The sequence below is a fragment of the Actinocatenispora rupis genome, assembly GCF_016861975.1.
Taxonomy (GTDB): Bacteria; Actinomycetota; Actinomycetes; order Mycobacteriales; family Micromonosporaceae; genus Actinocatenispora; species Actinocatenispora rupis.
Genome location: NZ_BOMB01000012.1, coordinates 178,113 through 189,544 on the forward strand (window position 1 = coordinate 178,113; position 11,432 = coordinate 189,544).

Annotated in this window: 9 protein-coding genes, 2 tRNA genes and 1 pseudogene; 8 read left to right on the forward strand and 4 right to left on the reverse strand. The window is 70.3% G+C overall.

From position 1 onward, the window contains the following. The first annotated feature begins 92 nt into the window (after positions 1–92). On the forward strand, positions 93–1,106 hold the full coding sequence (locus tag Aru02nite_RS11200) for a LacI family DNA-binding transcriptional regulator (protein WP_203657369.1): 1,014 nt from the start codon (positions 93–95) through the stop codon (positions 1,104–1,106). A gap of 4 nt (positions 1,107–1,110) precedes the next feature. On the opposite strand, the gene Aru02nite_RS11205 is transcribed toward Aru02nite_RS11200, so the two are convergent. Continuing rightward, complete coding sequence (locus Aru02nite_RS11205) at positions 1,111–1,605, reverse strand: DUF1444 family protein (RefSeq protein ID WP_203657370.1); 495 nt, start codon at positions 1,603–1,605, stop codon at positions 1,111–1,113. Between the two features lie 97 nt (positions 1,606–1,702). Further along, positions 1,703–2,170, reverse strand: coding sequence for a GNAT family N-acetyltransferase (locus Aru02nite_RS11210; protein WP_203657371.1), 468 nt, complete (start codon positions 2,168–2,170; stop codon positions 1,703–1,705). Positions 2,171–2,197: 27 nt separating this feature from the next. Here Aru02nite_RS11210 and Aru02nite_RS11215 point away from each other — a divergent pair, with 27 nt between their 5' ends. After that, positions 2,198–2,812, forward strand: coding sequence for a TetR/AcrR family transcriptional regulator (locus tag Aru02nite_RS11215; RefSeq protein ID WP_203657372.1), 615 nt, complete (start codon positions 2,198–2,200; stop codon positions 2,810–2,812). Between the two features lie 93 nt (positions 2,813–2,905). Next, positions 2,906–2,981 (forward strand) — tRNA-Arg (locus tag Aru02nite_RS11220). Between the two features lie 922 nt (positions 2,982–3,903). Here Aru02nite_RS11220 and Aru02nite_RS11225 read toward each other — a convergent pair. Next, positions 3,904–3,977: transfer RNA gene (locus Aru02nite_RS11225), tRNA-Ile, on the reverse strand. Between the two features lie 309 nt (positions 3,978–4,286). Here Aru02nite_RS11225 and Aru02nite_RS11230 point away from each other — a divergent pair. The 5 genes and pseudogenes from Aru02nite_RS11230 to Aru02nite_RS11250 all read left to right on the forward strand — a co-directional run. Beyond that, positions 4,287–4,451: a hypothetical protein gene (locus Aru02nite_RS11230; RefSeq protein ID WP_203657373.1), complete on the forward strand. Its 165-nt coding sequence runs from the start codon at positions 4,287–4,289 to the stop codon at positions 4,449–4,451. A gap of 69 nt (positions 4,452–4,520) precedes the next feature. Beyond that, a complete protein-coding gene (locus tag Aru02nite_RS11235) occupies positions 4,521–7,031 on the forward strand; it encodes an excinuclease ABC subunit UvrA (protein WP_203657374.1) in 2,511 nt (836 codons plus the stop codon). Between the two features lie 249 nt (positions 7,032–7,280). After that, a complete protein-coding gene (locus Aru02nite_RS11240; protein ID WP_203657375.1) occupies positions 7,281–8,078 on the forward strand; it encodes a hypothetical protein in 798 nt (265 codons plus the stop codon). Next, on the forward strand, positions 8,075–9,340 hold the full coding sequence (locus Aru02nite_RS11245) for a 7-cyano-7-deazaguanine synthase (RefSeq protein WP_203657376.1): 1,266 nt from the start codon (positions 8,075–8,077) through the stop codon (positions 9,338–9,340). Before Aru02nite_RS11240 ends, Aru02nite_RS11245 begins: the two co-directional genes overlap by 4 nt. A 157-nt stretch (positions 9,341–9,497) precedes the next feature. Then, positions 9,498–9,652: pseudogene (locus Aru02nite_RS11250) on the forward strand (helix-turn-helix domain-containing protein); the annotation flags it as partial. Positions 9,653–9,905: 253 nt separating this feature from the next. On the opposite strand, the gene Aru02nite_RS11255 reads toward Aru02nite_RS11250, so the two are convergent. Further along, a complete protein-coding gene (locus Aru02nite_RS11255) occupies positions 9,906–10,934 on the reverse strand; it encodes an HIRAN domain-containing protein (protein WP_203657378.1) in 1,029 nt (342 codons plus the stop codon). Positions 10,935–11,432: the final 498 nt, after the last annotated feature.

Consider the following 11,432-nt stretch of genomic DNA (forward strand, 5'->3'; position numbering starts at 1 on the left):
ATCCGTGCTATGGAGCCATGTCCGGTAGCGTCGGTGCACACAGTCGTCAGCGCAGGTGGGAAGGGCCGGTGGGCGGGACGAGGAGCGGGCCGGTGACCGTGCACGACGTGGCGGTCGCCGCGGGCGTGTCCCGGCAGACCGTCTCGAACGTGCTCAACGCCCCCGAACGGGTCAACCCGACCACCCGCGAGCGGGTCAAGGCCGCCATCGCCGCCCTCGGCTACCAGCCGAACCGCGCCGCGCAGGCACTCCGCGCGCACGCCTCGCGACTCATCGGGTACCGGATCCGGCCGAACAGACCGGACGCGCTCGTCGCGATCCTGGACCGGTTCCTGCACGCGTTCTCCGAGGCGGCGCGCGCGGTGGACCACCACCTGCTGCTGTTCGCGGCGGACGACGCGGACGAGGTGGCGGCCTGCGGGCGGCTGCTGTCCGGCGGCGCCGTCGACGGTTTCGTACTCTCCGACATCGACTACCGCGACCCGCGGCCGGCGGCGATCGCCGCGCTGGGCGCCCCGTTCGCGTCGTTCGGGCGGACCGGCGACGACCATCCGTGGGTCGACATCGACAACGCCGCCGGTACGGAGGCGGCCACCGCGCACCTGATCGCCGCGGGCCACCGGCGCATCGGCTACGTGGGAGTACCGGCGGGTGACCGGATCGGCGACGACCGGCACACGGGGTGGCTGCGCGCGATGTCGGCGCACGATCTCGACCCGGGACGGATCCGGCGGGTGGCCGACAGCATGGCCGCCGGCGACCGGGCCGCGGCCGAACTCCTCGCCGAGCCGCACCCGCCGTCCGCGATCGTCGCCGCCACCGACGTGTTCGCGGTGGGCGCGTGGCGCGCGGCCGAGCGGCGTGGCCTGCGCCCCGGCCGCGACCTCGCGATCACCGGCTTCGACGACACCCCGACCGCCGAGGTACTCGGCCTGACGAGCGTGCGGCAGCCGGTGGAGGCCGTGGCCCGGGCGATGATGGCGGTGCTGCTGCCCCAGTTGCCCGGCGCGCCCGCGGACGTGGCACCAGCGCCGACCGCCGGTCGACTACTCGCCCCGGAACTGGTCGTGCGCGCGTCCAGTACCGGTCGGTCCACTGTGGACTGACCGGTCAGAACGTGTGCCAGATCCCCTGACGGCGCACCAGCAGGTGCCGGCTGAGCAGGTTCTCGTGGCCGGCGAAGAAGATCCGCTCGCAGGCCCGGTGGATCTTCTCCAGGCCCGCCTGCGACTTGCTGCCGGTCACGAACATGACGTCCCGGGCCGGCACACCGACCACGATCTCGCCCTCGACCTGCGCCTCCAGGCTCGACCAGACCTCGTCGGAGGTGAGCAGCGCGGCCTCCAGGCCGTCGAACGACAGCGTGAACACCGGCGGCAGGCCGTGGACGTCGACGCGGTCGAGCTGCTTCTCCAGGTTCTCCGCGGCGGTACGCCGCAGCGAACGCGGGCGCATGTCGAGCGCCTCCAGGTCCCCGGTGGTGATGAGCCGGTCGCCGAACTGCGGGAGGAGCAGGAACCCGACCACCAGATCGGCGTACCACTCCTCCAGCAGCGGCGCGTCCGGCCCGACCGCCGGGTGTTGCTCGGCGGCGTCGCGGGACATCGGCATGGGAATTATCGCGGACAGAGTCGGCTGCACGAAGGAAACGTACTGCGTGCGTCCAAGTGTTGCGAACAGCCCCCCGGACCGTGTTGCCGTGCTATGACCGGTTCCCGGCCACCATCAGCCGCTTCTCCAGCCAGTGCGTCGCGGACGGATTGTCGTTGTAGCGCGGGATCTCGACGAACCCGTGCCGCAGGTAGAGCCGGTACGCCTCGGGCAACCGGTCACCCGCCGTGTCCAGCCGCAGCACCGTACAGCCCAGCCTTTCCGCTGCCTGCTCGGCGACCTCGATCAGCCGCCCGCCCAGGCCCGCACCGCGCGCCGTGGGCCGCACGTACATCCGCTTGATCTCGCCGATGCCGGGGGCGATCTCGCGGACCGCGAGGCAGCCGAGCGGCGTGCCGTCGTCGCCGCACACCACGATCATCGTGCCGTCGCGCGCCTCGACGTCCGGGTCGGCCCCGCCGCCGTCGAACCCGTCGACCCGCCGCGCCACCTCTGCCATGTACTCCCGCAGCAGCTCGGCCGCCGGCCCGTACGCCTCGGTTCCCGTCAGTGTCTTCATCGTACGACGTACGGTACGCTGTACGGCATGCCGACGCAACGGCTCACCCCCGACCGCATCACCAGCGCGGCCCTCGACCTGATGGACACCGCCGGGCTCGACGCGCTGACCATGCGCGCCCTCGCCGACCACCTCGGCGTCGGCACCATGACCCTCTACGGCTACTTCCGCTCCCGCGACGACCTGCTCGACGCCGTCGTCGACGCCGCCACCGCCCGCGCCGTCGAACGCCACCGCCCCGACGACGACCCGCGCGCCTCCCTCACCGCCCTGTTCACCGCGCTGCACACCACGCTCGCCGAACACCCCGGCCTGTACCGGATCCGGATGTCCCGCCCGTTCCTCAGCCCCGGCGTCCTGCGTCTCGCCGACCGCGCCGTCGGCCAGCTGCGCGCCACCGGACTCGACGACACCGCCGCGATCCGCGCCTACCGCACCCTCTACCTGTTCACACTGGGCTGCGTGACGTACGCCCGGCAGGACCCCGCCGACACCCGACGCGCGCTCGCCGCGCTCCCCGACGGTGACTTCCCTTACCTGAACGCCACGGCGCCGGCAATGATCGCAACCGCGGGCGCCGACGACGAGTTCCAGTACGGTCTCCGCACGCTCGTCGCAACCCTTACCGAACTGAGAACTTAAGGGGCTGGCGTCACGCTCCCGACTCCGCCAAGATGAGCCCTGGCCCGATCACGGTAGCCTTCACCAGCGCGCTGATCCCCTCAGCGAGCCCCAGCGCCCGTAGCTCAGCGGATAGAGCAGCTGCCTTCTAAGCAGACGGTCGTAGGTTCGATCCCTACCGGGCGCACCAACAAAACCCCTGTTCAGCGGCCGACCCGCGGCGCACAGATCGCAAAGCCCGCTTCTCCAGTAGCAGCGCCAGTAGCAATGAGGGCCGCGATGGCATCATTAACGGGGCACTCCAGCAGTGGCCTCTTGGGGATGTCGCCGGGTGTCACTGCCTCAACGCGGTCAAGAGCCGGCGCTGGCGTTGTACCGGCGGAGCCTGGCAGCAGAGGGACCGACATGGACGAACCGCGCGTGATGTTCAACCGCGTCTGCCAAACGTGCCACAGCTGATCACCGTGGCCTTGTACAGCGCCAACGGCAAGACGCCGACACCGGCAACGCCGCAGGCCAGAAACCCGGGGCCGGGCAGACGAGCAACCAGGATGCGCCGAGCCTGAAGACCGATGGCATGCCCGCGAAGTTCACGTGCAAGGTGACCGACATGACCCGCAGCGAGCTGTAGGGGCCAGCGATACGAACGGCCCGGTAGAGCCGATCTGGCTCTACCGGGCCGTTCTGCGGAGGCAGTGATGTTACGGCTTCAGCATCACAGAGCCAACCCTGGCCGGCCGCATCAACCGAACCGCGATCGATTCCGGGCTCGGCCGGCCGGCCTCGCACCTTCTCCAGCGGCTCTTGCAGCCGCCGTTCAGCGTCCCGACCTCTCGACGTCGATAGGTCGGACCCTGCGTGCGCAGCCTGCACGAGAGGCTCGGCTACCGCGAGTACGGCCGATGGACCTCGACCTGGAAGTCGGGTGCCCGAAGCACCACTCAGCGAGACGCGCCGATGTGTATCTGGACGAGCCGCCCCGATCTTCAAGGTCGGCCTGAATCAGCCAGTCCTTAACACACCTTGATGCCAGTAGTTCAACCAATAGGCAGGTACATCAGTGTTCGAACGGGCGACTGGCAGAGCCTGGCTGAGTTTGGCGGAGAGTGAAGTGGGGCGGGTGGGGCTCGAACCCACGGCCAAGGGATTATGAGTCCCCTGCTCTAACCAGCTGAGCTACCGCCCCGGCGGCCGTCAGCCTATCCGACCGGCCCGCGCGGGAACCGCCCGGCGGTACCCAAAACCCCGCCGACCTGCGTCCCGCGGACCGCGCTCCGCGGGACGCGGACGTCGCGCAGGTTCCCGTGGTGGCGAACCCGACGCTGCGCCGGGTGTGGCCCGCTTCGCCGCCTCGTACCTGGGTGACGGGTGGCCGCGGTCGCGGTGGCCTCGCAGACCATCCTGGATGCGGGGCCCTCGCCGACGAGCTGGCCGGCGCCGGTGGGCTGGCCGCGGAGCTCGCGAGAAACCGCGCCGGGAGACCACCAACGCGGTCGTGCTGGCCGACCGGGATGCCGCGCCGATCGGGTGCTGCGGGCCGTGGCCGAGCGCGTTCCGGGACGGCTTCGGGCGCATCCAGGACGTGGTCATCGCCGTCGGGCTGGATTCGCTCGGCGACGCGTACCGGCGGACCTCCTGGTACGCCGCACGACCGGGCTGACCGGCCGATACGCTGAGCGTCGGCGCGTCGCACCGCGCCGGGTACCTCGAACGGGCAGGAGCGGCGCCGGTGCAGGACACCTTCGTGCGGGTGCGCGGCGCCCGGGAGCACAACCTGCGGGCGGTGGACGTAGCGGTGCCCCGCGACGCGATCGCGGTGTTCACCGGGGTGTCCGGGTCCGGCAAGTCCTCGCTGGCGTTCGGCACCATCTACGCCGAGGCGCAGCGGCGCTACTTCGAGTCGGTCGCGCCGTACGCGCGGCGGCTCATCCACCAGGTCGGCGCGCCCCGGGTGGACGAGATCACGGGCCTGCCGCCGGCCGTCGCGCTCGAACAGCGGCGCGGCGCCGCCACCTCCCGCTCCTCGGTCGGCACGGTCACCACGCTGTCCAACCTGCTGCGGATGCTGTACTCGCGGGCCGGCTCCTACCCGCCGGGCACCACCGAGCGGCTCGACTCCGACGCGTTCTCCCCCAACACCACCGCCGGCGCCTGCCCGGAGTGCCACGGCCTCGGCAGCGTGCACCGGGTCACCGAGGACTCCCTGGTACCCGATCCGTCGTTGACGATCCGGCAGGGCGCCATCGCCGCGTGGCCCGGCGCGTGGCTGGGCAAGAACCTGCGGGACATCCTCGCCACCCTCGGGTACGACATCGACCGGCCGTGGTCCGAGCTGCCCCGCTCCGACCGGGACTGGATCCTGTTCACCGACGAGCAGCCGGTCGTCACCGTCCACCCGGAGCGGGAACCGGGCCGCATCCAGCGTCCGTACCAGGGCAAGTACCAGTCGGCGGAACGCTATGTGCGGCACACGTTCGCCGACTCGGCCAGCGCCACGCAGCGCACCCGGATGCTCCGGTACCTGACCACCTCCGTCTGCCCGGTGTGCCGGGGCCGCCGGCTGCGGCCCGAGTCACTCGCCGTGACGTTCGCCGGCCGCGAGATCGCGGCGCTGGCGGCGCTGCCGCTGGAGTCCCTGGCCGCCACGCTCCGGCCGACCGCCGAGCTGACCGACCCGGCGCCCACCGGCGGGCCGGAGACACCCAACGAGGCGAGCGAGGCGGCGGTCACCATCGCCGCCGACCTCGTCGCCCGGATCGACGTACTCGACGAGCTGGGCCTCGGGTACCTGAGCATGGACCGGGCCACCCCCACCCTGTCCGCCGGCGAACTGCAACGGCTGCGGCTGGCCACCCAGCTGCGCTCCGGCCTGTTCGGCGTGGTGTACGTGCTGGACGAGCCGTCCGCCGGGCTGCACCCGGCCGACACCGAGTCGCTGTTGGCCGTACTGGACCGGCTCAAGGCGGCCGGCAACTCGGTGTTCGTGGTCGAGCACGAGATGGCCGTGGTGTCCCGCGCCGACTGGATCGTCGACGTTGGCCCGGCCGCGGGCGAGCACGGCGGCCGGGTCCTCTACAGCGGGCCGGTGGACGGCCTCGCCGGGGTGGACGAGTCGGTCACCCGCCGGTACCTGTTCGGCGCCGGGCCGCCGCCCCGCCCCGCGCCCCGCGACCCGGCCGGCTGGCTGCGCCTGCGCGACGTGACCCGGCACAACCTCGACCGGCTCACCGCCGAGATACCGCTCGGCGTACTCACCGCCGTCACCGGCGTGTCCGGCTCCGGCAAGTCGACGCTGCTCGCCGTACTCGCCGAGGCGGTCCGGGCGCATCTCGGCGGCGAACCCGAGCCCGAGGGCGAGGACGGCGCCGAACCCGCCGGTGCCGCCGAACCGGCCGGCGCCGGGCCGACGGCGCGGGTCGAGGGGCTCGACGCGGTGGGCCGGCTGGTCCGCGTCGACCAGCGGCCGATCGGCCGCACCCCCCGGTCCAACCTGGCCACCTACACCGGCCTGTTCGACGCGGTACGGGCCGCGTTCGCCGGTACCGACGAGGCGCGGGCGCGCGGCTGGAACGCCGGGCGGTTCTCCTTCAACGTGCCCGCCGGCCGGTGCGACACCTGCCAGGGCGAGGGGTTCGTCGCGGTCGAGCTGCTGTTCCTGCCCGGCACGTACGCGCCGTGCCCCACCTGCCACGGCGCCCGGTACAACGAGGAGACGCTGCAGGTGCGCTACCGCGGCCGTACCGTCGCCGAGGTCCTGGAACTGACCGTGGAGGAGGCCGAGCGGTTCCTCGCCGACCTGCCCGCGGCAGCCCGGGGCCTGCGCGCGCTGCGCGAGGTCGGGCTCGGCTACCTGCGGCTCGGACAGCCGGCCACCGAACTGTCCGGCGGCGAGGCGCAGCGCATCAAGCTCGCCACCGAACTCCAGCGCGTCCGCCGGGGCAACACGCTGTACCTGCTCGACGAGCCCACCACCGGCCTGCACCCCGCCGACGTCGAGCGGCTCATGGACCAGCTGCGCGGGCTGGTCGCCGCCGGCAGCTCGGTGGTGGTGGTCGAGCACGACATGGCCGTCGTCGCAGGCGCCGACTGGATCGTCGACCTCGGCCCGGGCGCCGGCAACCGGGGCGGCACGGTCGTCGCCGCCGGACGGCCCGAGACCGTCGCCGCCGCCGCTGACAGCCGCACCGCCAGCTACCTGACGGCGGCGCTGCGCCCGGACGGCACCGTTCGCGACACCTGAGCCCATCGCGCTACACACAACACGATCAAACACTCTGACACCTGGGAGTCCGGGCCGCTCAGGCGAGGCAGGCCGAAGCCTCGCGCCGGGCCGCCGAGCGGCGGGCTGGCACTGCCTGTACCACAAACAGCGACTCTTGGTCGATCATCTGTCGGGAAGCCGCACATCCACCCATCGACCTTGATCAATGAATTGGGACCCTCTACCGTCCGGTTCTGGTTGGTCACCTTCCGCGCACAGGGAGGTTCGATGGGCACCTCGGCGAGCTACCCGGGACCGGTAGGCGGGAGCAGCGCGGACAACAGGACGTGGAAGCGCACCCGACAACGCTTGACGGCTCTTGGCAAGCAACTCGACAAGGTCCTCCACGGACCGGGAGGCGTCAATGCCGCGCAACAGTTGCTGCGAGACCGCCAGGACGACATCGCCGCCGACTTGGCCACCGGCCTGCGCCTCCACCCGAGCCGAGTACTTCTGGCCGAGCCCATCACCGCCCGTGCCCGCGCACTGGTCGACACGCTGGATCGACTACAGCTCAACGGGCTGGCCGGGATCGGCGTTGTCGGTGCATCACCGGACGAGCGCGAACTCCAGTTCATGGCCGCCTTTCTCGGCGACAGGTCTACCGGCACCGTCCCCGATTACGCTGTACGGCGCGGTCTACGAAGCACCATCGATACCGCGCTCCGGGACAATGCGCCGCTTCGCCAGGCCGTTCGGAGCGGCAATGCGGGCTATCGGCCGCCGCGTGATCTGTTCTGCGCGATCTTCCAGATGTTCTTCGCCGATGCCGTACGCGCGTACCTGCGCACCGTCGTCGCCGAACATCTCAAGATCGCCCTACCGGTGCTGTACCTCGACCCCACTGGGCTGATCGCTGACACGGCGGCGAAGAAGCTGGTCAGCCTGGTTCCCAACCCGTGCGAGGAAGAGCACCGCCGGGCGGGCCCACACCACGACAGCCTCGCGGGTACGGCGCGTTCGTTGGTCGTCCGAGCGGTCTCGCAGATCCTCGACCTCGACGAACCAGGCGTGGAGGCGGCATGAGCTTCCGGTACGACATCGACAACTCGCCCAGAGGTGAGGCACCCCGCCGTGGCTGGGAACGGCTTCCGCTGAAGCAACTTCGCGCCACCATGGCCACCATCGAGGGCATGGCAGCTCCGGCGGGGCGCGACACCCAGCACTGGGGCGACGACATGTTTCTGGTTGCCCGCGCCGTCTACCTCGCCGACCGGATGTCGGATCGCCGGTCGACCACTGACCGGTGGACCCGAGCCATCGAGCTCCAGATCCCCGTCGTCGAGTACGACCGCTGGACCTCCGTCGTGGTGGGCACGCTGCATGAGTTGCTGTCCCTGCTCACCGGTGATCACTGGACCGTGACGATCAGGCCGAGCAGCCGCGCCTACACCCTTGACGACATGCTCCCCCTGCCAGTCATCGGCGGCCGCCAGGCAGAGGAGATCGCGCTGTTCTCCGGTGGGCTGGACTCGGCGAGCTATGCCGCTCGATCGGTGTACCGGAACACGAAGACCGCATACATCGGCTACGCGCATCCGAACCTAAAGGGTCGAGTGAGTGAGGTCTTCCGTCGCCTTCGGATGCCCGAACACTTTCACCCAGTACCCCTCGATGTCTTCAACCCCAAGGACATGACGTTCCGCAGCAGAGGGTTCCTGTTCGTCGGTACCGCAATCCGCGCCGCGTCGGCGTACGAGGCACGTCGAGTGGTTGTGCCGGAGAATGGGCAGCTCGCGCTGAACCCGCCACTGACCGACGCGCGAGCGGCGTCTTGCTCGACCAGGTCGGTACACCCGCGCACGCTGTACCTGTTCAACCGGCTCCTGGCCGAGCTTGAGATGCCCGTGGCGGTCGTCAACCCGTTCGAACGGCTGACGAAGGGCGAGGTCTGCCGGTCAGCGCTGGACGCCGGAGCCGATGCGGAGACCCTGTTCCGGACCATCAGCTGCGGTCACCCGCCGATCGAGCGGGGCAGGTCGACCAGCGGGCATTGCGGGCGCTGCTTTCCCTGCCTGGTAAGGCGTTCAGCGCTGCTGGCAGCGCTCGGCAGCGACCGTTCCGACTACCAGTACGACTACGGAGGCCCGGGCGCCGACGTACTCGCGTTGCGACGGTGGCTGGGTACCCGGTTCATGCTCACCGACCTGCTGGCGGACACGCCGCTGCCGGCGACCACCGGCCTGCTAGACGCGTACGAGACGGTCGTTCGCGGCAGGCAAGAGCTGGCGCGGCTGTTCCAGTCCCTCCCCCACAACCACGACCTCTACCTCGACGCCGCTGCCTGACCGGCGATGGCGTTCATCGGCGGATCAGTTGCGGACTAGGTGTTGCGGTTCATGAGGTTGGTGACGCTGGCGGGGTAGGGCAATGACAGGGACGGGTCTCCCACCGGCAGGATGTGAAGTGGGACCACACGTCCTGATGACCCGGAGGAGACCCGTCGTGGGCCACCGTAACGCCCCGCTGACACCGGCCGGCAGGTTGCGTCTGGTCCAGCGCTGCCAGACCCGCCCGATCGCGCACGTCGCAGCCGAGGCCGGCATCTCCCGACAATGGCTCTGTCGAAATGGGTAGGCCGGTGGCGACAGGCCGGGGAGAGGATGCCTTCCCAGTCGGAGGGCAATCGAGTTGGAGTTGCGCGATCAACGGTCCAGTCCGCGCTGCGGCTACTCGCCGCCTCGGGTCTGATCGTGTTTCGGCAAGGCACCCGCATGTTCGTCGCAGACGCCCAACCCACCGAAGCTTGGCACGGCAGAGGAAGGCAGTGTCAAACGTTCGGCGTAGCTCGGGGTTGGGTGGGTTACTTGGTACACGCTCTGGCGGGCTCACGCCGTATGCGTTCGGCGCGGTCTAGTCCCAGGACGCCACCCACCATGACCAGCCTGGCGGTGCCGGCGGCCAGGCGGCATCGGGCCGCCAGCCGTTGGGCGGGGTCCATCCTGGCGGTGGCGGTGGCCAGTCTGGTGGAGGGTTGAAACGGAACGATGTCGGCGGTGGCGGGATCGGTTCGCTGGCTGGGGTTGCCGTCGTTACATTGGGCGCCGGCGGCGCTGGCACGGTCGGTGCCGCTGCTCGGGCCTGCTGCGTGGATGCCCGCGATTCCAACCAAGTGTCGGGCAACTCATGCGCCCGCAGCGCGTGAAGGACCACTTCGGTCTTGATCCGGTTGCCTTTCACTATGGCACGTACCGTGGTGATGGTGTCCTGCTCAGCCAGGTGCTGGATGGTCGGGATCATGTCGCCGCTCATCTTGGGTGTCAGTTGCCCAATGCGCTCGTCGTCAATGCGTACCTCGACCACGGTGCGCGAGGCGCGTGCCGTCTGCTGCACCACCTCGTGCAGGGTCGCATGTACCCAGCATTCGCCTTCGGGACGCAGCCATGCGCTCAGGGTGTCCAGGTGCTGCTCTTCACCGGTGACCTGGATGGCGTGCCCGTAGGGCAGCAGACGGTGAGTGCTCGAAGGTGCCGCATTTGCTGGCGCCAGCATGTGCGGTTCGGCGAGGTCCAGGCGCACACTGCCGTGAAACTCCCGGTGCCGGCGATCCTCGTAGCCTTCCCATTCCGAGCCCCAGACTCGGGCCATGACCCGTGGCGTCCAGCCCTGCGACACCAGCCTTGACAGGATCGGTGAATATCTCACCGCCTCCTCCCGTGGCAGATAACCGAGCAGGTGTTTTCCCGCCCGCACCGCAACCGCGTGCCGGTCATGCCGGTTGTCCGGCTCTGGAACCAGCTCGACGTCTACTCGAACCTCAGTTCCCGAGGGTTTGAAGTCGTTGCCCAACACGGTTCGAATGGCCTTCGCATGGTGTGACTCGCCCGCTACCTCCACAGACGCCCAACCCCGCTGGCCCCACACATCGAACGGCATCGACATGGCCCACAGCGTAGCGATGCCGATGCGCATTGGGGATGGCCGAACGGTCGATGTCGGCATTACTGCCTTACGAACGGCTCGCCCCAGTGCCAGCGGCCAGGCCGGTGCGGCCTACCCGGCACGGCACCGTGACCAGCAAGCGCGGCAGGCGGCCCGCCGACGTCTGCCAGCAGTGGCCGTGGACGGCAAGACCAGCCGAGGCGCCCGCCGCGGGGACGGACGTCGGGTGCATCTGCTGGGCCTGCTGGCGCATGGGGCGGGCTGCTCGACCAGGTGGAGGTCGGCGCTCAACACAACGAGACCAGCCACTTCCGGCCCCTGCTGGAAGGCTGGGACCTGGCCGCAACGGTGGTCACGTTCGACGCGTTGCGCACCGTCCGGTCCAACCTCGATTGGTTGGTGCGCAACAAGACGCGCACTACATCGCCGTCGTCAAACGCAACCAGCCGCTGCTGCACGCCCGGCTGGCCGCGCTGCCTTGGTCACGGCTGGCCACCG